Genomic DNA, 23,709 nt, shown 5'->3' on the forward strand with positions numbered 1-23,709 from the left:
ACAACCGCTCACCCGCAGGCGACTTGACCTGCCCCACCCTCGCCACACCACAACCAACGACAGCGGGAAGCCAAAGTCACCGGCATTGGCCCTAGACCCGCGAGCTCCGGTGCCCGCCCGCTCCACGGCCGGGCGCGTTCCAGCTGTCCGGCCCGGGTCGGCGGCCGAGCTCGCGGATCCAGTAGCCGAGGATCCAGGCCATCGCCGCGCCGTAGACGGTGCCGATGGCCTCGGCGACCGATTCGGTGAGGCCGGGGAGGTCCTGCTCGGTCACCTCGTGCCCGAGGCCGCTTGACGGGGTCCAGGAGTTCCAGGGTGGTCATCGTGATCACCTTCCTCGGATGGTCCGGGAGGTCCTGACACCCTCCAGGCGTGGGATCGCGTCCACACCCGGTGGGACCCGGCCCTACGACCGAACCGCCGCAGGTCAGCCGCCCCGCCGTGCCCCGAGCAGCACACCAGATCGAACACACCACTTCTCCATAGATGTGTCCACGGCGTGAAAAACATGCACCCTGACCCCTTGTCAGGTCGATCATTCCTCCCTACCTTCGGGGTTCAGGTCCCCCGGCCCATCGGGCCCGGGGGCCGCGACGACGCAACCCGCGCCGTCGCAGGACGCACGACAAGACCTGGAGGCGTCACATGCCCATTGCCATGCTCGAGGAGATCCGCGACGCGGGTCCGCTGCTGGTCGACGACGAGGCCCTCGTGTTCGAGGACGACCACAACAGCGACCACGACGCCACGGCCTGTCTGGCGGACCCGTGGGTCACCGCGACCACTTGGTGGAACTGCGACGGGAACTCCTGACGTGACGGGGTCCATCGCCGGCCGAAACGGGTGGTCCGATGACACCTGGTCGTATCTGAACGACCCGCGGATGCCGGCGGTGGACCACGGCTGGAAGCTCCACGTCTCGGCCCGCCCCGGCGACCTGGAGACCGTGACCGGCCTCGTCCTGCCGGTACTGCTGCGCCACGTCTGCCACGCGAAGTGGGCCCGGAGCCCGGAGACCCTGCGGGTGATCAACTCCGGCACCTCCAGCGCCGGCGCCGTCGGGAAGGCGATCACGGTCTATCCGGCCCCCGGCACCGTCGTCGGGCTCGCCGAGGAACTCGTCGCCGTGCTGCGCGACCGCGAGGGCCCGCAGATCGTCAGCGACCGGCGGGTCGATCCGGACTCCCCCGTCTACTACCGCTACGGGCCCTTCACCGGCGACTACCGGACCGGCCGCAGCGGGCGGACCGAGTCGGTCATGACCGGCCCGGACGGCCAGGTCTTCGACGGCCTGGCCGTCGGCTCCTACCGGTGCCCGCCCTGGGCCGAGGACCCCTTCGCCGACCGCCCCGGGCACCGCGCCCGGCCGGACTCCTCCGCCGGATTCGGCGGGGGCCGCTACCGGGTCACCGGCGGCATCGCCCGCAAACCGCAGGGCAACGTCTACCGCGCGGTCGACCGGGTCTCCGGGCTGCCGGTGGTCGTCAAGCAGGCCCGGGCCTTCGTGGCCGAGGGCGAGTCCGGTGCGGACACCCGCGACCTGCTGCGCAACGAACGCACCGTCCTGGCCGCCCTCGACACCGCGCCGGGGGTGCCCCGCGCGCTCGACTACTTCCGCCACCGCTCGGACGAGTACCTGGTGATGACCAGCTGCGGCGACCGGGACCTGCGGCGGGAGGTCCAGGAGCACGGCCCCTACCGGGACGACCCGGACCGGCCCGCGCGCACGCTCGACGCGCTGGCCGCCGGACTCCTCGACGTCCTGGACGGCATCCACCAGCGTGGCGTGGTCATCCGTGACCTCAAGCCCAACAACGTCGTGCTCGACCCCTCGGACCGCTGCCACGTGGTCGACTTCGGGATCAGCGCGGTCAACGGCACCGGCCCGGACGGCGCGACCCCCGGCTACAGCGACCCGGTCCGGCGCGCCGCCGACGCGTTCGAACCCGCCGAACCCGCCGACGACTACTACGCCCTCGGCGCGACCCTCTGCTTCGCCGCCACCGGCCTGGACCCGGTGATCATCGACGCCGACACCGCCGTCAACCGGGACCGCACCCTGGCCGGCCTGGCCTGGGCCCTGCCCGGCGACGGGCACCGGTGGATCCGGGCGGTGATCGGCGAGTTGATGAGCTTCGATCCGGCCGTCCGGACGGCCGGCGCCGACCGGCTCCGCACCCGGACCGCCGAGGCCCCCGAGGCCCAGTCGGCCTCCCGAGGACCGGGCCGGCTCCGGATCGACGACGACCTGCTCCAGGAGATCATCGCGCACACGACCGCGTTCTGCGTCGACGAGGCCCACCAGATCGTGGACCCGGAACAGGCCGCCCGCACGAACATCCCCACCCCGATCGACATCTACGGCGGCAGCTCCGGGCTCGGCCTGGAACTCCTCCGCCACCTCCACCGGCCCGGGGTGCGCGCCGCCGTCGACGCCCTGGCGCAGTGGACGGCGGGCCAGTCCAGGAGCCTGTCGCCGAGCTTCTACTCCGGCCGCACCGGCGTCGAGCTCTTCCTCGCCGAGGCGGGCACGCCCGTTCAGGGCCCGCACGGGCCGGACGACCACCCGCCCCTGCCCACCCGGGGGCCGGCCGGCGGACTCCCGGAAGCCGACCAGATCGAGGGCGTCGCCGGCATCGGCGTCGGCCGTCTGCTGCTCGCCCGGCACGCCACCGCCGCCGGTGACGACCACCGCGCCGAGCAGCACCTCGAGGTCGCCACCGAGTGCGCCCGGATGCTGGCCTCCGGCCGGGCCCGGCTGACACTCACGGGCACCGATTCGATCGGCAGGGCCGCGCTGGGCGAAGGATTCGCCCACGGCGAGGCGGGGGTCGCGTACTTCCTGCTGGAGTACGCGAACGCGACCGGGGACGCGGCCGCCGCCCGCCGGGCCGAGCAGGCCTGCGCGCAGCTCGCCGCCCTCACCCCGGGCCTCGTCGCGTCGGCGGCCGCCCCCGGGGCGACCCGCCGCTACGGCTCCTGGTGCCGGGGCCTGGCCGGGATCGGAACGGTGCTGGTCCGGGCCGCCGACCGGCTCGGCGAACCCGGGTACCTCGCGCTCGCCCGACAGGCCGCCCGCACCTGCGCCGAGCTGGCGCCGCGCATGCCGCTGGTCAACCAGTGCTGCGGGCTGGCCGGGGTCGGCGAGCTGATGGTGGACCTCGCCGCGGCGTCCGGCTCCGAGGAGTTCCGGCAGGCCGCCGAGACCGTCCTCGCGATCGTCCTCAGCCGCAGCGGCGGCACGCCGTCCCGCCCGGTCTTCCCGGACGCCGGCCTCGCCCGGTCCACCGCCACCTGGGCCGGCGGCTCCGCCGGCGTGCTCGGCTTCGTCCGGCGCCTGCACGACCGGGGCGGACCGCGGCTCGGCCTCATCGGCTGACCACCCCGGGGGCTACTCCACGCCGACGACCCCGGGAGCAATGAACCGGCGGTGCAGCGGGGCGAAGGAGGCCTCCGGGGCCCCGGTGATCCCGGCCTTCTGGACCGCCGGCACCAGCCGCTCGGCGAGGAACGCCTCGAAGGCCTGCGGGGACTCCCACAGGTCGGTCACGTGGAGTCCCTCGGCGTCGAACCAGGCCACATGGAGCTGTCCCCCGGCCGCCGGGACCTGCTCCCAGTCGACCGCGTCCCGCACCACGTCGTACTGCTCCGGCGTGACCCCGGCCCAGAACATCGACATCACCACGGTCATGCTCGTCCTCCTCGCTCACTCCGACAACGGCCCACCGGCCCCGGCCATCCTCCCGCCCCGACACCCCCGCCCCACAGAGCGCGCAGGGGCACTCACCGACCCCAACGGACTCCCACCCAGCGCCCGCCACCCCACCCACCGCCCGGTACACGATGCGTCCCCTCGCCCGAATCCGCTGCCCCGAAAACCCCGCTGTGCAACGCCGACGGGGACGGAGACGACGTGACCGTCTCACTGGTCCAGATCTTCCGCGTCCGCGACGGGAGGATCGCCCACCTCCGCGACTACTTCGCGCCCGGGCTCCTGGACTGACGACGACCTGGCGCCTCCCACCGGTGTCCGGCGCCGCCTGCATCAGCGGGCGTGGCTGTACTACAGGCACCACCGGCCCCCGCGCCGGAGCTCGTGGTGCCCGTGATACAGCTAGGACGGCGAGGCGGTTCGTGGTCGACCAGGAGGGGAAGTCCCATGGCGGAGCAGCGGGTTGTGATCGTGACCGGGGGTGGCACCGGCATCGGCGCAGCCACCGCGCGGTTGTTGCGGGAGGGCGGGCACGAGGTCGTCGTCTCCGGGCGGCGCAGCGAGCTGCTGGAGCAGGTGGCCCGGCAGACCGGCGCGCTGGCCCACCCGGCCGACACCACGGACCCCGCCGCCGTGCGCGAGCTGGTGGCGGCCACCGTTGCCCGGTACGGGCGGCTGGACGGGTTGGTGGTCAACGCCGGGGTCGGCCGCGGCGGCGGGGTCGGCGAGATCTCCGACGAGGACTGGGACCTGGTGCTGCGCACCAACCTGACCGGTCCGTTCCTGACGATGCGGGCGGCCCTGCCGCACCTGTTGGAGTCCGGTGGCGCCGTCGTCGCCGTCGCCTCGGTCTCGGCACTGCGCAACGGCGTGGGCAGCGCCGCCTACGCCGCGTCCAAGGCGGCGCTGCTGCAACTGTGCAGCTCGCTGGCTGTGGATTACGGCCCGCGCGGGCTACGCGCCAACACGGTCTGCCCCAGCTGGGTGCGCACCGAGATGGCCGACCGCCGGATGGCCCGGTTCGCCGAGGAGGCAGGGCTGGGCGCGGACGGTCTGGACGCGGCCTACGCGGAGGCGACCCGCCTGCTGCCGGCGGGCCGCCCGGCCGAGCCGCGCGAGGTCGCCGAGGCGATCGCCTGGCTGCTGTCCCCGGCGGCCTCCTTCGTCAACGGCGCGACGCTGACCGTGGACGGGGGCGCCAGCACGCTCGACGCGGGGACGCTGCCGTTCGGCTACCGCATCGCGCCGCGCGAGCCGTCGGCCTGACCACCCCGCCGCACTGCCCGGGGGCTACCGGAGAGCCCTGACGACGCGTCGACCGAACCGTCCGGCGAACGGCAGCCGGGGCAGGGTCGGTTGACGGGGTGCTCACCGCGGTTCCTCGTGATCAGTTCAAGGTGCGCGGCCGGACTCCAGCGCCTTTGCCGCCGGCGTCAGGCCCCGGACCGGGTGCGGCGTAGCAGGTAGGTGCCGGAGGCGGCGGCGAGCAGCGCCATGCAGGCGGTGAAGACCAGGCCGGCGTGGGCCAGGCCGAGGGGCTCGGCGAGCAGGCCGACGCCGATGACCGGGATGGAGATGCCGAAGTAGGCGACCACGAAGAGCAGGGAGAGCGCGCCGCCGCGGTGTTCGGCGGGTGCGGCGGCGGCGACCTCGCCCACCGCGCCGCGCAGGCCCATGCCCTGGCCGGCGCCGCCGACCAGGGCGCTGAGCACCAGGGGCGGGAGGGTGGTCCGCGCGAGCGAGGCGGCCAGCAGGGCGAGTCCGGCGATGAGGACCAGGCAGCCCAGCGGGATGGCCCGGGCGCTGCCCAGGCGGGGTACCAGGAGCTGGCCGAGGGTGGAGGCGAAGAAGGCCGCGAAGACGATGAGGCCGACGACGGCGCGGTTGTGGATGCCCAGGTCCTGTGCCAGGAAGGCGGGGCTGACCGAGGTGAAGACGCCCAGCAGCGAGAAGCCGGCGAACGCGGCGAGCCCGGCCGGGACGAAGACCCCGCGGACCTCGGGCGGCAGGGACGGCCGTCGCGGGCGGGCGGTGCGCAGCGGGCGGGCCCCGACGACGGTCTCCGGCAGGCGCCAGGTGACCGCGAACGATCCGGCGAGCAGCACCAGGTGCACGACGAACGGCAGGACCAGGGGGTTCGGTGCGTACTCGGCCAGCAGTCCGGACAGCAGGGGTCCGCAGCCCAGTCCGCCCATGTTGGCGGCGGTGGCGACGAAGCCGGCGCGGGCCCGGCGCCCGGGCGGGGCGAGTTCCAGGACGTACGCGGTGGCGGTGCCGGTGAACAGGCCGGCCGACAGGCCGGACAGCAGGCGCCCCAGGTACAGCAGGGGCAGGCCGCCCTCGGCCAGGAAGGAGACGGCGCTGCCCGCCGCGAGCGCCAGCCCGCAGAGCAGCACGGGCCGGCGCCCGACGGAGTCGGAGACGTTGCCGACGAGCAGCAGGACGCCGATCACGCCGAGGGCGTAGACCGCGAACACGACCGTCACGGTCAGCTCGGAGAAGCCGATCTCCTCCTGGTACAGCCCGTACAGCGGGGTGGGCAGGGTGGTACCCGCCATGCAGACGGCGAAGGCGGCGGCGGCGCCGAGGTAGCCGGCCTGGCCTGCGTCCGCGGTCCGCGCCGCCCGTACGGTCCGGTGATCGGTCATCCGCCCACGGTAGGCGGCGGACCGGGCCGGGCCCGCGACGCGCGGGGCGGCTGGGCCGAACGGCCGTCACCCCGGCTCCGCCGGACCCGACCGGACCCGCGCCGCCCCTGTTGGAGTGCCCTCGGTGTCAGCGCCCTCCGCCGGTCAGGCCCCGGGCGGTGGCGAGCAGCGCCTCGTCCAGGCCGGTCGGGGTGAGGCCGAGGGCACGCTCCGTCCCGGTGGAGTCGAGGACGTGCGGGTTCTCGGTGGCGTACAGCATCTCGACGAGTTCGCCGTAGATCGGCTCGCCCTGCGCCAGGTCGAGGAGCGCGGCGCGGTCGAGCCGCGACAGCTGCGGCGCGGGTGAGCCGGTGAGCTCGGCGAAACGCTCGGTGAGCTCCCGCGCCGGGAGGTTCGCCGTGGCGGGCGCGTGCCAGGCCCGCCCCCAGGAGCGGGGGTCGCGGGCCGCGGCGACCAGCGTCGCGGCCACGTCGCCCACGTACGACCAGCTCTGCGGCACGTCGAGCCGGCCGGGGTAGGCCGCCGGCCGGCCCGCGAGCACCTGCGGGGCGATGAAGAGGCTGAAGGTGCCCACCGTTCCCTCGCCGAGGAAGGAGGCCGCGCGCACCTCGGTGACGTTCACCCGCCCCTGTTCGTGGGCGGCCAGGGCGTCGAGCCACATCCGGGCGCGCACCTCGCCCTTGGCCGCGACCGGCGCCATCGGCAGGTCCTCGATGAGGGGCGTCTCCACGTGTCCGTAGCCGTAGAGGTTGCCGAGCATCACGTAGCCGGTGCCGGTGCGCTCCGCGGCGGTCAGCAGGGCGGCGGCGAGCGGCGGGACGTCGGTGATCCACCGGTGGTACGGCGGCATCGCGCAGTTGATCAGGGCCTCGGCGCCCCGGACGAGCCCGGTCAGGCGCTCGACGTCGAGGGCGTCCGCGGCGACCCGCTCGACCAGCGGGTGGTCCAGGCCGGTGCCGCTGCGGGTGATCTGACGGACCGGCACGCCCTCCTCGGCGAGCTGCGCGGCGACGGCGAGGCCGGTCGAGCCGGCTCCCATGACGACGTATCGGGACATGACGAACCCCCGGAAGAGTGGGTGGTGGGCAGGTGGGGAATGGCCGGGCGGCAACGCGGTGTTGCCGTTCCCGTGCCGTGCCCGACCAGCCTCCCGTGCCGGCGGCACCGCGACCACCAGCGAAAACGACGACGATCCGGAGGATCTGGCCACCATGCACCGCGTTGCCGTCCTGGCCGTGCCCCCGGCCACCGCGTTCGACCTGGCGATCCCCGAACTGGTCTTCGGCGCGGCCCGGGTGGCGGACGCCCCGGCCTACGAGGTACGGGTCTGCACCCCGGAACCGGGCCTGGTGGAGACCCTGGGCAGCCTCCAGGTCGGCGTCCCGTACGGGCTGGAGATCGTGGCGGAGGCCGACACCGTCCTCGTCACCGGCACCGGCGCGCGCAGCGACGCGGACCCGCGGGTGCTCGCGGCCCTGCGCGGCGCCGCGGCCGCCGGCACCCGGATCGCCTCCATCTGCACCGGCGCCTTCGTGCTGGCCCAGGCGGGTCTGCTGGACGGCCGCCGGGCCACCACCTACTGGCCGTACTCCGCGGAGCTGGCCGAGCGCTTCCCCCGGGTCGACGTGGTGGGGGACGTCCTGTTCGTCGACGAGGGCCAGGTCTCCACCGCCGCGGGGCTCGCGGCCGGCATGGACCTGTGCCTGCACCTGGTCCGGGCGGACCACGGCGCGGCGGTGGCCAATGCCGTCGCCCGTCTGACGCTGGTGTCGCCGGCCCGGCTGGGCGAGCAGGCCCAGACCGTGCCCGCGCCGGTGACGCCGCCGGGCGAGTTCTCGCTGGCCGCCACGCGGGCCTGGGCGCTGCACCGGCTCGACCGGCCGCTCGCCCTCGGGGACCTGGCCGCCCACGCCCACACCAGTGTGCGTACCCTGACCAGGCGCTTCCAGGCGGAAACCGGCCTCACCCCGTTGCAGTGGCTGCTTCAGCAGCGTGTCGACCGGGCCCGCGAGCTGCTGGAGACCACCGACCTGCCGGTCGACCAGGTCGCCGAGCGCAGCGGTCTGGGCAGCGCGGACTCGCTGCGGCAGCACCTGGTGCGCCGGGTCCGGCTCACGCCGACCGCGTACCGGGCGCAGTGGCGGCGCGGCGCGCCAACCCACCGCGAGCCGGCCCACCGCGAGCCGTCGCAAAGCTGACCGCGCCCCGAAGGCCTCGACCCGCCCGCTTGCCGTATAGCCGCGTGTGCAACTATCTTCAGCCTCATACATTGCACCTGCACGCACCTCGCCGGGAGTCCGACATGAGCGGCACCACCCTCTTCACCCCCTTCACGCTGCGGGCCCTCACCGTCCCCAACCGGGTCTGGATGGCGGCGATGTGCCAGTACAGCGCCGCCCCCGACGGCGACGCGACGGGCGTCCCGACCGACTGGCACTTCACCCACCTCGCGGCCCGTGCCACCGGCGGCACCGGGCTGATCATCACCGAGGCCACCGCCGTCAGCCCCGAGGGCCGCATCTCCCCCTACGACCTCGGCATCTGGAACGACACCCAGGTCGCGGCCTTCCGGCGGATCACCTCCTTCCTGAAGGAGCAGGGCACCGTCCCGGTCATCCAGCTCGCCCACGCCGGCCGCAAGGCGTCCAGCGAGCGCACCTGGGTCGACCGCGGGCGCCCGCTCGCCCCGGAGGAGGAGCACGGCTGGACGCCCGTAGGCCCCAGCGCCGTCGCGTTCGCCCCGGCCTCGACCAGGCCGGAGGAGCTCACCGAGGAGCAGATCGGCCGGATCGTGCGGCAGTTCGCCGACGCCGCCCGGCGCGCGCTCGACGCCGGCTTCCAGGCCGCCGAGATCCACGGCGCGCACGGCTACCTGGTGCACCAGTTCCTCTCCCCGCACAGCAACCACCGCACCGACGGCTACGGCGGCTCGTTCCAGGGCCGGATCCGCTTCGCCCTGGAGGTCGTGGACGCCGTACGGGCGGTGTGGCCGGAGGACCTGCCGCTGTTCTTCCGCGTCTCGGCGACCGACTGGCTCACCGAGAACCCGCAGGACGGCCGCGAGGGGTGGACCGCCACGGACACCGTCCTGCTCGCCAAGGAGCTCCAGGCCCACGGCGTGGACCTGCTGGACGTCTCCACCGGCGGCATCGCCCCCGACGCCAAGGTCGAGGCCGGGCCCGACTACCAGGTGCCCTTCGCCGAGGCGGTGCGCAGCGGCACCGGGCTGCCGGTGGCCGCCGTCGGCCTGATCACCGACCCCGTGCAGGCCCAGGACATCCTGGCCACCGGCCGGGCCGACGCCGTCCTGCTCGGCCGCGAACTCCTGCGCAACCCGTACTGGGCCCGCCACGCGGCCGCCGCCCTCGGCGGCGAGGTGCCCACGCCCGTCCAGTACCACCGCGCCTGACCGTCACGTGGCCCGGGATGCCGGGCGGGTTCGAGGGTTTGAGTACGCGTACTCAGGTGCGCCGGGGCGGGGCGGCGAAGACTGGTGAGCGACTCATCCGACCGTCGAAGGAACAGGTCGCCGTCATGCTCGGTCGTACCGCCGCCCTGCTCGTCCCGGCCTTCGGGCCGCTGCGGATCACCACGGACCCCGGCGCCGTCCTGGCGCCCGGGAGCATCGTCGCCGCCAACCACACCGCGCTGAGCGACCCGGCGGTCGTGCTCGCCGCCCTGCACCGGCTCGGCGCCCGCCCGGTGGTCCTCGCGACGGCCGGTCTGTGGCGGGTGCCGGTGCTCGGCCGACTGCTGCGGCGGGACGGCCACATCCCCGTCCACCGCGGCACCGCCCGGGCCTCCGAGGCCCTCGACCGGGCCGCCGAGGCGCTGGCCGCCGGGCGGGTGGTGCTGATCTACGGCGAGGGCGGTCTGCCCCGCCGCCGCGACTCCGCAGAACAGCCGCCCGGCCCGTTCCGCAGCGGACTCGGCCGCCTCGCGGTGGCCACCGGGGCGCCCGTGGTCCCGCTCGGCCAGGCCGGGGCCCGCCGGCTGACCTCGGGCGGCCCGCTCAAGCAGCTGGCCGGTCTGGCCACCGCGCCGGCCCGCCGCCCGGCCCTGCACGTCCACCTCGGCACACCGCTGCGGCTGACGGGCGGGGCGGCCGACGCCACCGCGACGGCGCACGCCGCGGTGACGGCGGCCTGGGCCCGCGCGGCCGGGCACCCGGGGTGACCGGGGTGACCCTCGGTCACCCGGGCCACCCCGACCGGACCGACCGCACCGGCCGCCTCGGCGCCGCTACTTGACGCCGGCCGCCGCGCAGGCGTCCGCGTACGGCGGGGTGCACAGGTCGGCGGCCTTGTACAGGCCGCCGCCGACCACCGTGGCCGCGACCTTCTGCTTGGTCACGACGACCGGGGTGAGCAGCAGCGAGGGGATGTGCAGGGTCCCGCTGTCGGTGACGGAGCTCGCCACCGTGCTGATGTCCAGGCCCTCGACCAGCTGGACGGCGATGCTGGCCGCCGCGTCCGTCTCGGGCTTGTACGGCTTGTAGATCGTGAAGGCCTGGTCGCCCGTGAGCACCCGCCGCACCGCGTCGATGGACGCGTCCTGGCCGCCGACCGGCACGTTCTTGGCGCCCGCCGCCTTCAGCGTGTCGATGATGGGCCCGGCCATGCCGTCGTTGCCCGAGTAGACGGCCTGGATGCCGTCCTTGCCGAGGCTGTGGAGGGCCTCGGTCATCTTGGCCGCGGCGACGTCCGGCTTCCACTCGCCGGACTGCTCGTAGGCGATCCGCTTGACCTTGCCGTCCAGCGCCCGGTGCGCACCCGCCTTGAACATGGCGGCGTTCGGGTCGGACTCGGCGCCGTTGATCATCACGACGTTGGCGGCGGCGGCCTTCGGGCCGAGCGCGTCGAGCAGGGCCTGGCCCTGGAGTTCGCCGGTCCGCTCGTTGTCGAAGGAGACGTACGCGGCGACCTTGCCCTCGGCCAGCCGGTCGTAGGCGACGACCTTCACGCCCTTGGCGGCGGCGGCCTCGACCCACGGGCCGGTGGTCTTGGAGTCGACCGGATCGAGCAGGATGACCTTGACGCCCTTGGCCAGCAGGTCGTCGAACTGCTTCTTCTGGGTGGCCGCGTCGCCGTCCGCGTTGGCGTAGTCGACGGTGCAGTCCGGGCACAGGCCCGCCACGCCGGCCTTGATCAGCGGTGCGTCGAAGGCCTCGTAGCGGGTCGAGGAGGAGTTCTCCGGTAGCAGCAGACCGATGGTCCGGCCGCCGGGGGCGGCCTGGGGTTTCTGCGTCGCGTCGGTCTGTCCGCAGGCCGCGAGGGCGATCGCCAGGGACAGGACGGTGGTGCTCTGGACCGCGCGACGCATGGGTCTGTTCATGATGGGTGGTGCCTCCTGTGCCGTGCCGCGCTGGTGCCGCGACAGATGAGGGAGTCAAGCGCCACCCGGCCATGACGTCAATAAGTGAAGGAACATTCGGGCGTGACGCCACCCGATTCGTTATGAATGAACAGGAGTGGGTGCATCGCCGCAGGTGGGTCGTCGGGCGGGGATTCCCGCGGTCAACTCTTGGTCCCCGGCGACGACATGAGGGCCGGCGCCGAGTGGCGCCGGCCCTCATCGGACGGATTCGTCACAGCCGCTCGGGCACCGGGTTGCCGACCGCCTCGATGGCGCGCCGGACGGGGACCTTCAGCAGCACGGCGAACCCGATCACGAAGAACACCAGCAGCGAGATGATCGCCGAGCGGTAGCTGCCGGTGAGCTGGTAGGCGAGGCCGAAGACCAGCGGGCCCATCCAGCTGGTGCCGCGGTCGCTGACCTTGTAGACGCTGAAGTACTCCGCCTCCCGGCCGGCCGGGATCAGGTGGGAGAACAGCGAGCGGGAGAGCGCCTGGCTGCCGCCGAGCACCAGGCCGATCATCGCGGCCAGGGCGAAGAACCAGGCGGGCTGGTGGGCGGGCATCAGATACCCGAGGGCGAGGGTGACCACCCAGCCGACCAGCGAGCCGAGGACGGTCCGCTTGGCACCGTACCGGCGGGCGATCCGGCCGAGCAGCAGCGCGCCGCCGATCGCCACGATCTGGACCAGCAGCACGGCCGCGACCAGCGAGGTCTGGTCCATGCCGAGCTCCTCGCTGCCGTACAGCGAGGCCTGCGAGACGACGGTCTGGATGCCGTCGTTGTAGCAGAGGAAGGCGCCCAGGTAGAGCAGCGTGAGCGGGTACCTGCGCATGCCGCGCAGGGTGCGGGCGAGTTCGCGCAGGCTGCCGGCGGCGGGCTGGTCGGGCACGGCCGCCGCGCGCTCGGGGGCCACGCCGGCCCGGGAGGGCAGCCGCAGCAGCGGGACGATCGTGAACAGCGCCCACCACAGGCCGGCCGAGGCCAGGCAGATCCGCACCGCGGTGCCGGAGGACAGGCCGAGCGCGTCGTGGCCCTCGAACAGCGCCAGGTTGGCGATCAGCAGCAGGCCGCCGCCCGCGTAGCCGTAGGCCCAGCCCTTGGAGGAGACGGCGTCGCGCTCGTCGGGCGCGGCCAGGCCGGGGAGGTAGGCGTAGGAGAGCGCGACCGACACCGCGTACGCGATGTTGGCGACGATCAGCAGGGCGCCGCCGAGCAGGTAGCGGTCGCCGTCGAGGAGGAACATCCCCATCGTGGCGACGGCGCCGACGTAGGCGAAGCCGCACATCAGCTCCTTGTGCCGCCCGGTGCGGTCCGCGACCGTCCCGGTCAGCAGCATCGCCGCGACCGAGAGCAGCACCGAGAAGGAGACCGTGTACGGGAAGAACGACCCCGCGCGGATCGACAGGCCGAGCGGGTGGACGTCGCCGGCCGCGTCGGCGGCGTTCTTGGCGACGGAGGTCAGGTACGGGCCGAGGAACACCGTCAGGACGGTGGCCGAGAAGGCCGCGTTGGCCCAGTCGTTGACGTACCAGCCGAACTGTATGCGGCGCAGGGCGGCGCGGTCGTCGGTGGCGGTCGCCGGGTGGTCCGGCAGGTCGTTCGGCACGTGCTCGGGCACGCGGTCCGTGGTGCTCATGCGGTTCCTGTCACCGTGTTGGAGCCGGTGCTGCCGTCGTTCCAGCAGCCGCGCTCGCCGAGGACGTCCCGCAGGACGTCGATGCGATCGGCCATGATGCCATCCACACCGAGGTCGAGGAGAGCCCGGATCCGTGTGGCATCGTCCACAGTCCAGACGTGCACCTGGAGGCCCAGGCGGTGGGCGGCCCGGACGAAGGCCCGGTCGACGACCGGCACGCCCCGGTGCCGCTCCGGCACCTGCGCGCACACCCCGGCGAACGGCGCCCCGCGCCGCCCGCGCAGCAGCGGTCCGGCCAGTGAGCGCAGCCGCAGCCGGGCCACCTCGCGCGGGCCGAGCGAGGTGGCCAGCCGGGGGCCGGCGGCGGCGCGCACGGCGGCGAGCCGGCTGTCGGAGAAGCCGCCGACGCAGACCCGGTCCCAGGCGTTGGTGCGGCGGACCGCCTCGACCAGCGGCCCGACGGCCGGCGCCGCCTTGACGTCCACGTTGAAGCGCGCCCCGGGGAACGCCCCGAGCAGGTCCTCCAGCAGCGGTACGGGCTCGGTGCCACCGATCCGGGCCCGCCTGACGGTGTCCCAGGGCAGCTCGGCCACCGCACCGGTGCGGTCGGTGACCCGGTCCAGAAGGGTGTCGTGGAAGGCCACCAGGACGCCGTCACTGGTGGCGTGCACGTCCGTCTCCAGGTAGCGGTACCCGAGGGCGACGGCGGCCTCGAACGCGGCCAGCGAGTTCTCCGGGTGTCCGAGGTCACCGCCCCGGTGCGCGAAGGCGAGCGGCCCCGGATGGTCAAGGAAAGGGTGCATGTCGGGCTCCAGGCGTCTCGGACCAGGCGCGTTACAGTATTACGCACCCTGTCAAGCGGTAACGCCCGTGTGTCGGTCCGGGCCGAGAAGCGACGGGGAACCCTTGGCACAAGATACCCCTTGGGGGTATGTTCCTTCACGTTCCACAGATACCCCTCCCCCGTATAGGAGTCAGGTCGTGTCGGACCTCGCCGCACCTCCCTCGCCCCGCCGCTGGACGGCGCTCGGCCTGATCGCGCTCGCCCAGTTCATGGTGATCATGGACACCTCGATCATCGGCGTCGCACTACCCGAGATGCAGACCGCGCTCGGCTTCTCGCAGGAGAACCTGTCCTGGGTCTTCAACGCCTACGTCGTCGCCTTCGGCGGCTTACTGCTGCTCGGCGGCCGGCTGTCCGACCTGCTCGGCGCCAAGCGGCTGTTCGCCGCCGGGTGGGCGGTCCTCGCCGCAGGGTCGCTGGTCGCGGGCCTGGCCGGGACGGCCTGGGTCGAACTCGCCGGCCGCGCGCTCCAGGGCGCCGGATCGGCGCTCATCGCCCCGTCCGCGCTCACCCTGCTGATGACGCTCTTCGGCGGCCGCCCCCAGGAGCTCGGCAAGGCGCTCGCGCTCTACGGCGCCGCCGCGCCCGCCGGCGGCACGGCGGGCGTGTTCCTCGGCGGTGTCATCACCCAGTACCTCAGCTGGGACTGGGTCTTCCTCATCAACGTCCCGGTCGCGCTCGCGGTGCTCGCCACCGCCCCGGGCGTGATGCCCGCGGCCGCCGCCCGGCGGGGCTCGGTGGACTGGCTCGGCGCCGTCACCGTCACGGCCGGCCTGGCCACCTCCGTCTACGCCATCGTCCGTGCCCCGGAGACGGGTTGGGGCTCGGCGCGGACCTGGCTGGTGCTCGCCGTCGGCGTCCTGCTGATCGGGGCGTTCGTCGCGCTCCAGGCCCGGCGGCGCGAACCGCTGATGCGACTTGGCATCTGGCGCAGCCCGAACCTGGCCGGCGCCAACCTCGCCCAGTTCCTGATGGCCGCCGCGTGGATCCCGATGTGGTTCTTCCTCAACCTCTACCTCCAGCAGGTGCTCCACCTGGAAGCCTTCGTCTCCGGGGCCGCGCTGCTGCCGATGACCGCCGCCATCATGGTGATGATGATCGTGCTGGCGCCCCGGCTGATCGCCCGCTTCGGGCCCGAGCCGCTGATCGTCGTCGGGCTGGCCGCCCTGGCCGGCGGCATGCTCTGGCTCTCCTTCGCCCGCCCGGACGGCGGCTTCCTGGTCGACGTCCTGCCCGCCTCGCTGCTCGCCGCGGTCGGCATGTCGCTGGCCTTCATCCCCTCGCTCGGCACCGCGCTCTCCAGCGCCCGCCCGGAGGAGGGCGGCCTCGCCGCTGGCATCGTCAACACCGGCTACCAGGTCGGCTCCGCCCTCGGCCTGGCCGCGATGACCGCGGTCGCCGCCGCCCACGGCTCCCGGGAGCTCGGCGACCCGACCGCGCTGACCAACGGCTTCTCGGCCGCCTTCCTAGGCGCCGCCGCGATCGCCCTGCTGGGAGCGCTGGCCGCCGCCGTCACCCTCCGCACCGGCCGGGCCGCTGCGGCCGCCGACGACCAGCCGGCGCCGGAGTGGGTCGACGCGGGGTGACCGGCTGCCCGCACACCGTCGGCCCACCGACCGATGACCGCCGCCCGTCCAGGCTCCCGACCTGGGCGGGCGGCGGTCGGTGGGCGGCGGCTCGGGCCCGCTACGGAGTGAGCCCACCCGTGCACGGGGCACCGGGCTCGGGGGTCTGCGGCCCCTGGACGTAGCGGGAGAGGAAGGCGTCGACCCGGGGGTCGTTCGGGCTGTCCACCACCAGCCGGGTACTCCAGGCGGTGAGGGTGATCTTCCCCGACTCGCCCGGGTAGGGGCTCAGGAAGGTGTACGGCCGGCCCTGGACCTTGGCCGCGAGGGTGGCGACGTCGGCCGGGGAGGCCTGGTCACCGTAGGTGATCCAGACTGCGCCGTGCTCCAGCGAGTGCACGGCGTTCTCGTTCGGAACGGGCTTGGTGTAGACGTCGCCGTTGCAGTTGAGCCAGACCGGGCTGTGATCGCCGCCGACGGGCGGGGTCTGCGGGTACGTCACCGGCGTCTGGACGTGCGTGCGGCCGAGCGTCCCGAACGTCTGCACACCCGCGATCGGGCTCGCCTGGGCCTTGGTCCCGCTGTTCTCGGCGGAGGTGACGGCCCAGATGCCGCCCGCCATCAACCCGGCGAGGATGGCCCCTGCCACACTCGCGTACACGATCTTCCGACGGCGCTGGTGCCGCCGTTCCTCCCGGCGCAGCTCCTCGATCCTGGCACGCCGGTCATCGGACGGTTTCCTGGGAGCAGCAGCCATGGCCGGGGCTCCTCTCGCCGCCGCGCGGGCGCACGGCGTCCAGCTCCAGTATCGCCGCGATGCCCCACCCCCGCCCGGGACAGCCATACCCCCTGGTCAGGCCCCATCCCCCCGACGGGCTGCCAGCCCCAGCGGGCCGCCCGGCTCTCGCCGCACGGCCGACGAGCGCGACGGGTCAGGGCCCGGCCCCGTGCGGGGTCGGGCCCTGACGGCGCCGGCGGCTGCGGCTCACCCGCTGCCGCTCACCTGCCGCCGCTCACTTGCGGCAGCTCACTTGCGGCGGCTGAAGATCCGCTTCGCGGCGTAGACGATGCCGACGATGAGCAGCACGAACAACAGGATGATCAGCAGGACGACGACCAGCACGAACTTGCCGAGCTTGGCGAAGAAGCCCTTCTTCTTCTCCTTCGTCTTGGCGGCCAGCTGCGCGACCGCGCCGGAGCGGTCGCTCTCGACGGCGCTTCGGACGCCGTGCTGGACAACCGCACCCTGAACGGCAGTCGTGCCGCCGCCGACCGCGCCGTCGCCGGTCGTGCCGGCGGCCGCTGCGGGCCGGGGTGCGGCCACCGCCGTCGCGCTCGACGCCGCGGCGGTGAGGCCGACGGCGGCCAGCAGTGCCACCAGGGCGCCGGCTATCGAACGTGCGATCCGGTGAGTCATCGTGCTCCTCGTACAGGTCTGGAGCAGCGCGGATGAGTCCGGTCGGCCAGATCAGTTGGTCTGACCAGGTGGTTTTCTCATCAACGCCTAGTATGCTCCACTGAAGTTCTACAGCGGTGTAAAAGTTTAGCGACGGGCCAGGCCTGCTCGGCTCCGGCCCCGGTCACGCACCCACCGCTTCGACGGGGGGCGCGTGGCAACTGTGGAGGATGACGACGTGTCTGGTCGCAGGGGTTCCACCGGAGCCGAAAACTCGCCACGCCGGGCGGAGCGGAACCGCGCCGACGGCAACCGCACCGGGGGAAACGGTACCGAGGGCGACCGTCCGACCGGCACCCGGGTCGAGGCCCGCCGCGCGAAGGCCAAGGCCAAGCCCAAGCGCAGCACCAAGCAGAAGGTGCTCTGGGCCACCGCCGGCGGCACCGCGCTGCTCCTCCTCGGCGGCTGCGCCGTCTACCTCCGCCTGAACAGCAACCTCACCACCTTCGACGGCGACGGCCTCAGCAAGGACCGTCCGGCGGCCGCGCCCCCCGATGCCCAGGGCCACACCCCGGTCAACGTCCTGCTGATCGGCTCGGACAGCCGCGGCAACGGCAACAGCGACCTCGGCGGCGGCGGGGACGGCGGCGCCCGCTCGGACACCGCGATCCTGCTGCACGTCTACGCCGACCACAAGCACGCGACCGGCATCTCCATCCCCCGCGACTCCCTGGTCACCCTCCCGCCGTGCAAGCTCCCGAACGGCAAGTGGACCAAGGAGCAGACCAACGTCATGTTCAACAGCGCCTTCTCGGTGGGCGACACCGAGCAGGGCAACCCGGCCTGCACCCAGAACGCCGTCGAGAAGCTGACCAACCTGCGGGTCGACCACACCATCGTGGTCGACTTCAACGGCTTCGCCTCGATGACCAAGGCCGTCGGCGGGGTCGAGGTCTGCCTGCCGAACGACATCCACGAGGGCGACCTCAACCCCAACCTGGGCCGCAAGGGCAAACTGCTCTACGCCAAGGGCAAGCAGAAGGTCGAGGGCCAGGCCGCGCTCGACTACGTGCGGATCCGCCACGGCATCGGCGACGGCTCCGACATCGGCCGCACCAAGCGTCAACAGGCCTTCCTCTCCTCGCTCATCAAGCAGGTCAAGGCCGGCGGCATGGACCCGACGACGATGCTGCCGCTCGCCGACGCGGCGACCAGGTCGCTGACCGTCGACCCCGACCTCGGCTCGGCCGCCAAGCTGCTCTCCTTCGCCATGTCGCTCAAGGGCGTCGACCTGCACGACGTCAAGTTCGTGACCGCACCGTGGCGTTACGAGGGCCCCCGGGTCGCCCTGGTCCACCCGGACGTCGACCAGCTCTGGGCCGCCCTCAGGGCCGACCGCACCCTGGACGGGCAGGACGCGAGCGTCCCCGCCACCGCGGACCCGACCGCCCCCACCACGGCCGCCGCCACCTCCGCCCCGGCCACGCCCACCCCCGCCGCGGACGCCAAGCCCACCGAGACCAAGGCCGGCGAGGCCAAGCCCGCCGACGTGAAGGTCACCGTGCTGCACCCCACCGGGGCGGCGGCCCTCGGCGGCAAGGCGGCGGACGTCCTCAAGGGCGCCGGCTACACCTCCACCACCCTCGGCACCGCCGCCGGCAAGCCCCGCGCCACCACCGTGGTCGAGTACGGCACCGGCGAGCGCGCCGCCGCCGAGGCCGTCGCGAAGCTGTTCCCGGGCGCCACCGTCCAGCCCGGCGGCAAGGGCCTCAGCGTCGTGCTCGGCCACGACTTCGCGGCCGCCAACCCGGCCTCGGCGAGCGGCACTTCACCCGCCGGTGCGGCCTCCGCCGCCCCCGCCCCGGTACCGACCAGCGTCAGCGACGCCGCCCGCTCGGCCGACGACGACCCGTGCGCCAACATCTCGTACGGCTGATCCGCCACCGTCCGCACGCCGAAGCGCCCCCGGGACACCGTCCTCGGGGGCGCTTCGGCGTGCTCGGTCCGACCTGCCGGAGGCTCAGCGCCTCGTCCCGCAGGAGGGGCAGAACGCGGCGCCCTCCGGCACGTCCTTCTGGCACTGCACGCACTGCACGGCCTGGGCGAGCCGGTGGCCGCAGCCCGGGCAGAACGGCGTGCCGTGCGTCTCCGCGTGGCACTGCGGGCAGACCAGCTGCCGCGGCGTGCTCGCGTCGAACTCGGCGCCGGCCTGCTGGCCGTGCTGGTAGGCGCGTTCGGACACCATGTCGTTGAGGCCTCGCCGCTGCGCCACCATCGCCTCGGCGGCGGTGTCCGGGGCGCAGTTGTGGCAGAGCCCCTGGGCCGGGTCGAAGCACCGGCCGCACACGTAGGACGTACAGCGGGCGCAGCGGTTGAAGTGGCCCTGGGCGTTCTCGATCGCGCGCTGGAACGCGGTGTCGCGCGCGTTGCCCCAGGTGTGGCCGGCCAGGCCGTCGGCAGCGTTGCTGATGGTGTTGGTGGCGTTCCCGCCGATGATGTTCCAGGCCGCGCTGAAGCCCTTGCCGATCCAGCCGGCCATCTGCCCGGTCTTGAACGCCTCGAACGGCGAGCGCCAGGTGTCGGAGCAGCGCGAGCAGTAGAACTCGAACTGGAAGCCCGCGCCCGTGCCGTGCTGCTCGCAGAGGTCGCGGTAGTTGTTGCTGAAGTAGATCTCGGAACTCACGTCGTCCCCGGTCGCTGAAGTGGCATGTCGGCGGTTCCCGGCCCCTACCGGCAGGGGCCCGGCCCTGGCGCGCTGCACAGAATCGCACAGGCCGTCACCTCTTGGGAATCACGTCGGGTCGACTCCTCGGTGACCGCCGACCCAAGGGACGTGCGCGGGCCCGCGGCCGGTTCCGCTCAGAGTCCGGCGACCGGCAGCAGCAGGACCCGGGCCGGGTCGAACGGCTCCCAGCAGGCGGGGCGGCCGCCGCGGTTCAGCCGCAGCCGGCACCAGGTCTCCCCCGCCGCGTCCTGCCACCAGCCGCTGATCCGCCCGAGTGCCCACGCCCCGTCGCCGAGGTCCACCTCGACGGGCTGGTACACCCACTCGACGTCCGGATCCGCCGGTCCTCCGGCACCCGCAGGACTGCGCCGACTCTCCACCACGGTTCCGCCTCCCGACCGGACCCGGCCGGCGGCCTCCCGGGTCGGGCGGCCACGCGACCGGGCGTTCAGCTCACCCCTCGAACTCTACAGGCGTGTAGAGCAGGGCGGGTGGAGTTCCGGCGAACCCGGCGACGGGCGGTGCGGCCTCAGCGGCGGCCGCCCAGGCCCCACCGGCCGCTCCGGCCATTCCGGCCGCTGAGGCCGCTGTGGCCGCTCTGACCCCGCAAGCTCCGCTGGCCCCGGCGGCGGTTCCAGAGCGTGACCGGCACCGCCAGCGCGAGCGCCGCCGCGCCCGGCGCCGACGGCCCCTCGGGCGAGGAAGCGGGGCCCGCCGCGGCGGACGGCACCTGGTCGAAGGTGTCCGGCACCGGCAGGGTGCGCCAGTTGCCGAGCGGCCACGCCACCACGAAGGCCCGGCCGACCACGTTGTCCACCGGGACGAAGCCGTCGCCCGTCTCGTTCTGGTGCGGGCGGGAGTCACGCGAGTTGTTGCGGTGGTCGCCCATCACCCAGAGCTTGCCCTTGGGGACGGTCACGGTGCCCACCGGGTCGTTGTCACAGGGCGTCGAGCCGGGAAACAGGTACGGCTCGTTCAGCGCGGCCCCGTTCACCTTCACCGGGGCGCCCGCCTTGCACTCGACGGTGTCCCCGCCGACCGCGATCACCCGCTTGATGAGGTCCTTCTCGTCCGCCGAGGGCATCAGGCCGATCGTGCTCAGCACCTTCTGGATGGTGCCCCCCACCGAGTCGTCGGAGTGCTCCGCGCCGCCCTCCAGCCAGCCGCCCGGATCGCGGAAGACCACCACCTCGCCGCGCTCCGGCTCGGCGCCGAACCAGGGGGTGAACTTGTCCACCAGGACGCGGTCGCCGATCGAGAGGGTCTCCTCCATCGAGCCCGAGGGGATCGAGAAGGCCTGGACGAAGAAGGTCTTGATGGCGAGTGAGAGCAGCAGGGCGACCACCACCAGGATCGGCAGCTCCTGCCAGAACGGGCGCTTCTTCCGGGCCGCCTTCCCGTCCTCCTCCGCTGCCTCCCGCGTCACCTCGCCCGCCGCCGCCGGCGCCGCCTTCCCCGCTACCTCCTCCGGGCCGGTCTCACCCCGCTCGCCGGCTCCACCGCTCTCATCGGACTCCGTGCTCTGCTGGACAGTCATTCCCCGGCCCCTCCCGACGGCCTGACGGGAGCCCGGATCTGAAGCCCCCTGTCAGGGAACGAACCTACCGAACAGAGGTTCCCGGCCGCGCCCGCCCAGCGGACGACATGTCACCTAGGCTGCCCGCCATGCGCATCCACCTCACCCGGGACAGCGTCGCGGCGGGCGACGACGTCGACGCCCCGCACGCCCGTACGCTCACCGTGCCCGACGGCCTGGACCTGGCGGCGGTGTGCGCCGCACTCGGACTGCCCCGTCCCACCCTGCCGTTGATCGGCGGCGGCCGGGCCAGCTGGATCCTGCGCGCCGCCGACGGCACCGCCCTCGCCGTCCTCGCCCAGCAGTGGCCCGAGCCCCGCCCGCTGCCCGCCGGCCGCGGCCCGCTCGCCCGCCTCGTGACCGGCACCGGCGCCCGCCTCGTGACCGGCACCGGCCCGGAGGACACCGTCCGACTGCACGTCGAGTACCGCCGCCAGCTGGACCCGGATGCCGAGTACGACCGGCTCGCCGCCGCCGGCTGACGCCCCGGCAGGACCTGTCGGAGCAGTCGCACTCCGCCGACCGGATGACGTTCGACCCGCGCTCCGTCGGCCCGGCCCGGCCAGCCCGCCACCGGCGGTCCCGCTCCCTACGATGCGGCGATGACCGCCCGGGCAGGCACCCGGGCCCCGACTGCAGAACGGCTGAACGCATGACCCTCCCCAGACCCGGCCGGCTCCGCTCCTGGGCGGTGGCGGGCGCGGCCCTGCTGGCCGTGACCGGCCCTGCCGCCGCCACCCCGGCCACCGCCGCCCCGGCCGACCCGGCCGAACGCCTCTCCCCCGCCATCCGGGCGATCATGAACAAGCCCGGCTACGAGCACGCCCAGTGGGGCCTGCTGGAGGTCGACCCGGCCTCCGGCCGGAGCATCCACGCGCAGTTCCCCGACCAGTTCTTCATCCCCGGCTCGACCGCCAAGCTGGTCACCATCTCCGGCGCCTGGCACACCCTCGGCCCCGACCACCGGTTCACCACCCCGGTCCACGCCCTCGGCACCCGCACCGGCTCCACCCTCGACGGCAACCTCGCCCTCGTCGCCCAGGGCGACCTGACCATGGGCGGCCGCACCCGGCCGGACGGCACCGTCGACTACACCACCATCGACCACACCTACGCCAACGACCTCCCCGGCGCCACCCTCACCCCGGAGGACCCGCTGGCCGGGCTGGACCAGATCGCCCAGCAGGTCGCGGCCTCCGGGATCACCACGGTGCGCGGCGACGTCGTCGTCGACCCGCGGATCTTCGACCTCCCCGCGCTCGACCCGCTGCCCACCCCCCTGATCATCAACGACAACCTGATCGACCTGCTGACCACCCCCACCGCCCCCGGCCAGGCCGCCCAGCTGAGCTGGCGCCCCCAGGTGGCCCCCTACCAGGTCACCTCCACCGTCCAGACGGTGGCGGCCGGCGGCACCACCGACATCCACGTCTCCGCCTCCCCCGACGGCACGCAGATCACCCTCTCCGGCACGGTCGCCGCCGACGCCCAGCCGGTGCTGCGCACCTCCCCGGTCCGGGACCCGAACGCCTTCGGCCGCACGGCCCTGATCGAGGCGCTCGCCCGGGCCGGCGTCACCGTCACCGCCCCGCCCACCGGCCCCAACCCGGTCGCCGACCTGCCCGCCTCCTACGCCGGCGCCCCGCAGGTCGCCGCCTTCGTCTCCCCGCCGTACCGGGAGTACGCCAAGCTGATCCTCAAGGTCAGCCACAACCTGGGCGCCAACCTGGCCCTCTGCAACATGGCCACGGCCCGCGGCAGCCACGACTGCGAGACCGGCTTCCAGGTGGAACGCGACTTCCTGACCGGCGTCGCGAACGTCGACCCGACCCAGTTCCAGCTCGCCGACGGGCGCGGCGGCGACCCGGTCGACCGGGTCACCCCCCGGGGCATCAACGAGGTGCTGGCGTACTGGCTGCGCACCCCCGACGCGGACGCCTTCCGCAACGCCCTGCCGATCCTCGGCGTGGACGGCTCCGGCGCCACCACCTGCACCACCGGCTGCCCGGCCAAGGGCAAGGTGTTCGCCAAGCCCGGCACGGCGATCGGGTTCGACCACCTCAACGACCAGCTGGCGGTGGGATCGGAGGCCCTGGCCGGCTACCTGCTGACCGACAACGGCTGTCTGCGCACCTTCTTCCTCGCCGTCAACGGCGCGTCCACCCCGACCATCGAGAGCTTCTTCCAGATCAACGACGACGTCTGGCAGATCGCCGGACTGCTCCAGCAGGAGGCCCCTTGACTTCCGC

At 73.9% G+C, this 23,709-nt stretch carries 22 protein-coding genes; 10 read left to right on the top strand and 12 right to left on the bottom strand.

Features of this window, described 5'->3' with window-relative positions; all coding sequences use genetic code 11:
• Window positions 1-91: 91 nt before the first annotated feature.
• Window positions 92-274 carry a hypothetical protein gene (locus ABTY15_RS25540; protein WP_350599841.1) on the bottom strand — a complete coding sequence of 61 codons (183 nt, stop codon included), beginning with the start codon at window positions 272-274 and terminating at the stop codon, window positions 92-94.
• 371 nt (window positions 275-645) lie between these two features.
• Here ABTY15_RS25540 and ABTY15_RS25545 point away from each other — a divergent pair, with 371 nt between their 5' ends.
• Together ABTY15_RS25545 and lanL are read left to right on the top strand one after the other, a co-directional pair.
• Window positions 646-813 (top strand): SflA family class IV lanthipeptide, encoded by a 168-nt coding sequence (locus ABTY15_RS25545; RefSeq protein ID WP_350599844.1) that lies wholly within the window; start codon window positions 646-648, stop codon window positions 811-813.
• A gap of 1 nt (window position 814) precedes the next feature.
• Window positions 815-3,379, top strand: a complete 2,565-nt coding sequence (gene lanL, locus ABTY15_RS25550; RefSeq protein WP_350599848.1) for a class IV lanthionine synthetase LanL — start codon at window positions 815-817, stop codon at window positions 3,377-3,379.
• Between the two features lie 12 nt (window positions 3,380-3,391).
• Here the strand turns inward: lanL and ABTY15_RS25555 are convergent, their stop codons facing one another.
• Window positions 3,392-3,691, bottom strand: coding sequence for a hypothetical protein (locus ABTY15_RS25555; protein ID WP_350599849.1), 300 nt, complete (start codon window positions 3,689-3,691; stop codon window positions 3,392-3,394).
• A 468-nt stretch (window positions 3,692-4,159) separates the two neighbouring features.
• Here ABTY15_RS25555 and ABTY15_RS25560 point away from each other — a divergent pair, with 468 nt between their 5' ends.
• A complete protein-coding gene (locus tag ABTY15_RS25560) occupies window positions 4,160-4,978 on the top strand; it encodes an SDR family NAD(P)-dependent oxidoreductase (RefSeq protein ID WP_350599852.1) in 819 nt (272 codons plus the stop codon).
• A 167-nt stretch (window positions 4,979-5,145) separates the two neighbouring features.
• On the opposite strand, the gene ABTY15_RS25565 is transcribed toward ABTY15_RS25560, so the two are convergent.
• Together ABTY15_RS25565 and ABTY15_RS25570 are read right to left on the bottom strand one after the other, a co-directional pair.
• Complete coding sequence (locus ABTY15_RS25565) at window positions 5,146-6,360, bottom strand: MFS transporter (protein WP_502893586.1); 1,215 nt, start codon at window positions 6,358-6,360, stop codon at window positions 5,146-5,148.
• A gap of 127 nt (window positions 6,361-6,487) precedes the next feature.
• The gene (locus ABTY15_RS25570) at window positions 6,488-7,417 is read right to left on the bottom strand and encodes an NAD-dependent epimerase/dehydratase family protein (protein ID WP_350599855.1); all 930 of its coding nucleotides are present in this window, start codon (window positions 7,415-7,417) and stop codon (window positions 6,488-6,490) included.
• 154 nt (window positions 7,418-7,571) lie between these two features.
• Here ABTY15_RS25570 and ABTY15_RS25575 point away from each other — a divergent pair, with 154 nt between their 5' ends.
• The 3 genes from ABTY15_RS25575 to ABTY15_RS25585 all read left to right on the top strand — a co-directional run bounded on the left by ABTY15_RS25575 (window position 7,572) and on the right by ABTY15_RS25585 (window position 10,536).
• The gene (locus ABTY15_RS25575; RefSeq protein ID WP_350599857.1) at window positions 7,572-8,558 is read left to right on the top strand and encodes a GlxA family transcriptional regulator; all 987 of its coding nucleotides are present in this window, start codon (window positions 7,572-7,574) and stop codon (window positions 8,556-8,558) included.
• 104 nt (window positions 8,559-8,662) lie between these two features.
• Window positions 8,663-9,769 (top strand): NADH:flavin oxidoreductase/NADH oxidase, encoded by a 1,107-nt coding sequence (locus tag ABTY15_RS25580; protein WP_350599860.1) that lies wholly within the window; start codon window positions 8,663-8,665, stop codon window positions 9,767-9,769.
• A 125-nt stretch (window positions 9,770-9,894) separates the two neighbouring features.
• Window positions 9,895-10,536 (top strand): lysophospholipid acyltransferase family protein, encoded by a 642-nt coding sequence (locus tag ABTY15_RS25585; protein ID WP_350599861.1) that lies wholly within the window; start codon window positions 9,895-9,897, stop codon window positions 10,534-10,536.
• A gap of 66 nt (window positions 10,537-10,602) precedes the next feature.
• Here the strand turns inward: ABTY15_RS25585 and ABTY15_RS25590 are convergent, their stop codons facing one another.
• The 3 genes from ABTY15_RS25590 to ABTY15_RS25600 all read right to left on the bottom strand — a co-directional run bounded on the left by ABTY15_RS25590 (window position 10,603) and on the right by ABTY15_RS25600 (window position 14,157).
• Window positions 10,603-11,694 (bottom strand): sugar ABC transporter substrate-binding protein, encoded by a 1,092-nt coding sequence (locus tag ABTY15_RS25590; protein ID WP_350599862.1) that lies wholly within the window; start codon window positions 11,692-11,694, stop codon window positions 10,603-10,605.
• A 253-nt stretch (window positions 11,695-11,947) separates the two neighbouring features.
• Window positions 11,948-13,354 carry an MFS transporter gene (locus tag ABTY15_RS25595; RefSeq protein WP_350599863.1) on the bottom strand — a complete coding sequence of 469 codons (1,407 nt, stop codon included), beginning with the start codon at window positions 13,352-13,354 and terminating at the stop codon, window positions 11,948-11,950.
• Window positions 13,351-14,157: a glycerophosphodiester phosphodiesterase family protein gene (locus ABTY15_RS25600; RefSeq protein ID WP_350599865.1), complete on the bottom strand. Its 807-nt coding sequence runs from the start codon at window positions 14,155-14,157 to the stop codon at window positions 13,351-13,353. Before ABTY15_RS25600 ends, ABTY15_RS25595 begins: the two co-directional genes overlap by 4 nt.
• A 178-nt stretch (window positions 14,158-14,335) precedes the next feature.
• Between ABTY15_RS25600 and ABTY15_RS25605 the strand changes: the two genes are divergently transcribed.
• Window positions 14,336-15,784: an MFS transporter gene (locus tag ABTY15_RS25605; RefSeq protein WP_350599867.1), complete on the top strand. Its 1,449-nt coding sequence runs from the start codon at window positions 14,336-14,338 to the stop codon at window positions 15,782-15,784.
• Window positions 15,785-15,884: 100 nt separating this feature from the next.
• Here the strand turns inward: ABTY15_RS25605 and ABTY15_RS25610 are convergent, their stop codons facing one another.
• Both ABTY15_RS25610 and ABTY15_RS25615 read right to left on the bottom strand, forming a co-directional pair.
• Window positions 15,885-16,520 (bottom strand): thioredoxin-like domain-containing protein, encoded by a 636-nt coding sequence (locus ABTY15_RS25610; protein ID WP_350599869.1) that lies wholly within the window; start codon window positions 16,518-16,520, stop codon window positions 15,885-15,887.
• Between the two features lie 270 nt (window positions 16,521-16,790).
• A complete protein-coding gene (locus ABTY15_RS25615) occupies window positions 16,791-17,180 on the bottom strand; it encodes a hypothetical protein (RefSeq protein ID WP_350599872.1) in 390 nt (129 codons plus the stop codon).
• 217 nt (window positions 17,181-17,397) lie between these two features.
• Here ABTY15_RS25615 and ABTY15_RS25620 point away from each other — a divergent pair, with 217 nt between their 5' ends.
• Window positions 17,398-19,095 (top strand): LCP family protein, encoded by a 1,698-nt coding sequence (locus ABTY15_RS25620; RefSeq protein ID WP_350599873.1) that lies wholly within the window; start codon window positions 17,398-17,400, stop codon window positions 19,093-19,095.
• 84 nt (window positions 19,096-19,179) lie between these two features.
• Here the strand turns inward: ABTY15_RS25620 and ABTY15_RS25625 are convergent, their stop codons facing one another.
• From ABTY15_RS25625 to lepB, 3 genes are all read right to left on the bottom strand, one after another.
• Entirely contained in the window at window positions 19,180-19,842 is a 663-nt protein-coding gene (locus tag ABTY15_RS25625; protein WP_350599874.1) for a double zinc ribbon domain-containing protein, read from the bottom strand.
• Between the two features lie 176 nt (window positions 19,843-20,018).
• Entirely contained in the window at window positions 20,019-20,267 is a 249-nt protein-coding gene (locus tag ABTY15_RS25630; protein ID WP_350599875.1) for a hypothetical protein, read from the bottom strand.
• A 146-nt stretch (window positions 20,268-20,413) separates the two neighbouring features.
• Window positions 20,414-21,421, bottom strand: coding sequence for a signal peptidase I (gene lepB, locus ABTY15_RS25635; RefSeq protein ID WP_350599877.1), 1,008 nt, complete (start codon window positions 21,419-21,421; stop codon window positions 20,414-20,416).
• 128 nt (window positions 21,422-21,549) lie between these two features.
• Here lepB and ABTY15_RS25640 point away from each other — a divergent pair, with 128 nt between their 5' ends.
• Both ABTY15_RS25640 and dacB read left to right on the top strand, forming a co-directional pair.
• Window positions 21,550-21,942: a hypothetical protein gene (locus ABTY15_RS25640; RefSeq protein WP_350599880.1), complete on the top strand. Its 393-nt coding sequence runs from the start codon at window positions 21,550-21,552 to the stop codon at window positions 21,940-21,942.
• A 170-nt stretch (window positions 21,943-22,112) separates the two neighbouring features.
• Window positions 22,113-23,702, top strand: coding sequence for a D-alanyl-D-alanine carboxypeptidase/D-alanyl-D-alanine endopeptidase (gene dacB / locus ABTY15_RS25645; RefSeq protein WP_350599884.1), 1,590 nt, complete (start codon window positions 22,113-22,115; stop codon window positions 23,700-23,702).
• Window positions 23,703-23,709: the final 7 nt, after the last annotated feature.

It is taken from the genome of Kitasatospora sp. NPDC097643 (assembly GCF_040302625.1).
Lineage (GTDB): Bacteria > Actinomycetota > Actinomycetes > Streptomycetales > Streptomycetaceae > Kitasatospora.

Bases quoted from the DNA above. Each gene is read 5' to 3' on its own strand.
- ABTY15_RS25545 (WP_350599844.1), top strand. From the start codon at position 646: ATGCCCATTGCCATGCTCGAGGAGATCCGCGACGCGGGTCCGCTGCTG.
- ABTY15_RS25555 (WP_350599849.1), bottom strand. From the start codon at position 3,691: ATGACCGTGGTGATGTCGATGTTCTGGGCCGGGGTCACGCCGGAGCAG.
- ABTY15_RS25560 (WP_350599852.1), top strand. From the start codon at position 4,160: ATGGCGGAGCAGCGGGTTGTGATCGTGACCGGGGGTGGCACCGGCATC.
- ABTY15_RS25565 (WP_502893586.1), bottom strand. From the start codon at position 6,360: ATGACCGATCACCGGACCGTACGGGCGGCGCGGACCGCGGACGCAGGC.
- ABTY15_RS25570 (WP_350599855.1), bottom strand. From the start codon at position 7,417: ATGTCCCGATACGTCGTCATGGGAGCCGGCTCGACCGGCCTCGCCGTC.
- ABTY15_RS25575 (WP_350599857.1), top strand. From the start codon at position 7,572: ATGCACCGCGTTGCCGTCCTGGCCGTGCCCCCGGCCACCGCGTTCGAC.
- ABTY15_RS25580 (WP_350599860.1), top strand. From the start codon at position 8,663: ATGAGCGGCACCACCCTCTTCACCCCCTTCACGCTGCGGGCCCTCACC.
- ABTY15_RS25585 (WP_350599861.1), top strand. From the start codon at position 9,895: ATGCTCGGTCGTACCGCCGCCCTGCTCGTCCCGGCCTTCGGGCCGCTG.
- ABTY15_RS25590 (WP_350599862.1), bottom strand. From the start codon at position 11,694: ATGAACAGACCCATGCGTCGCGCGGTCCAGAGCACCACCGTCCTGTCC.
- ABTY15_RS25595 (WP_350599863.1), bottom strand. From the start codon at position 13,354: ATGAGCACCACGGACCGCGTGCCCGAGCACGTGCCGAACGACCTGCCG.
- ABTY15_RS25600 (WP_350599865.1), bottom strand. From the start codon at position 14,157: ATGCACCCTTTCCTTGACCATCCGGGGCCGCTCGCCTTCGCGCACCGG.
- ABTY15_RS25610 (WP_350599869.1), bottom strand. From the start codon at position 16,520: ATGGCTGCTGCTCCCAGGAAACCGTCCGATGACCGGCGTGCCAGGATC.
- ABTY15_RS25615 (WP_350599872.1), bottom strand. From the start codon at position 17,180: ATGACTCACCGGATCGCACGTTCGATAGCCGGCGCCCTGGTGGCACTG.
- lepB (WP_350599877.1), bottom strand. From the start codon at position 21,421: ATGACTGTCCAGCAGAGCACGGAGTCCGATGAGAGCGGTGGAGCCGGC.
- ABTY15_RS25640 (WP_350599880.1), top strand. From the start codon at position 21,550: ATGCGCATCCACCTCACCCGGGACAGCGTCGCGGCGGGCGACGACGTC.
- dacB (WP_350599884.1), top strand. From the start codon at position 22,113: ATGACCCTCCCCAGACCCGGCCGGCTCCGCTCCTGGGCGGTGGCGGGC.